Source organism: Microbacterium sp. K36, from assembly GCF_004794355.1.
Taxonomy (GTDB): Bacteria; Actinomycetota; Actinomycetes; order Actinomycetales; family Microbacteriaceae; genus Microbacterium; species Microbacterium paraoxydans_D.
The window spans coordinates 1-523 of record NZ_SSDN01000055.1; the positions used below are offsets into that span (position 1 = coordinate 1).

1 protein-coding gene is annotated in these 523 nt (G+C 65.8%); it reads right to left on the reverse strand.

Annotated features, from left to right (window positions below; all coding sequences use genetic code 11):
* Window positions 1-208, reverse strand: a 208-nt coding sequence (locus DW296_RS04925; RefSeq protein ID WP_205807825.1) for a hypothetical protein, incomplete at its 3' end; no start/stop codon positions are given.
* Window positions 209-523: the final 315 nt, after the last annotated feature.

A 523-nucleotide genomic window follows, 5' to 3' on the forward strand; every position in this document is an offset into this window, starting at 1 on the left:
CGAGGGGCACCGTCACGGTTGTAGCCACCCTCGCGGCGAGGGGCACCGTCACGGTTGTAACCGCCCTCACGACGAGGCGCACCACCATCACGGTTATAGCCACCCTCGCGACGAGGCGCACCACCGTCACGGTTATAGCCACCCTCACGGCGGGGGCCACCATCGCGGTTGCTGTATCCGCCTTCACGACGCGGGGCACCACCGTCACGGTTGTAACCACCCTCACGACGCGGGGCGCGGTCACCGGAGCCGGCACGAGATGCGCCGTCACGGTACACGGGGCGACCTCCGGAAGGACGTTCGTTGCGCTGGTTCCTGTCGTCGTTGCGACGCGGACGGCGCTCTTCCTCTTCCGGCATGGTGCTCCCTGTTCTCTTCGTTCTGTAAACGCAAAATGGCCACCCAACGATGGGTGGCCATTTCGACTAAAAGGAGTCCGGCGGTGTCCTACTCTCCCACAGGGTCTCGACCGCGGTGACGTTGGTCGACTCTCCGGTGCCGGGCGCGACACCGAAGAAGCCAG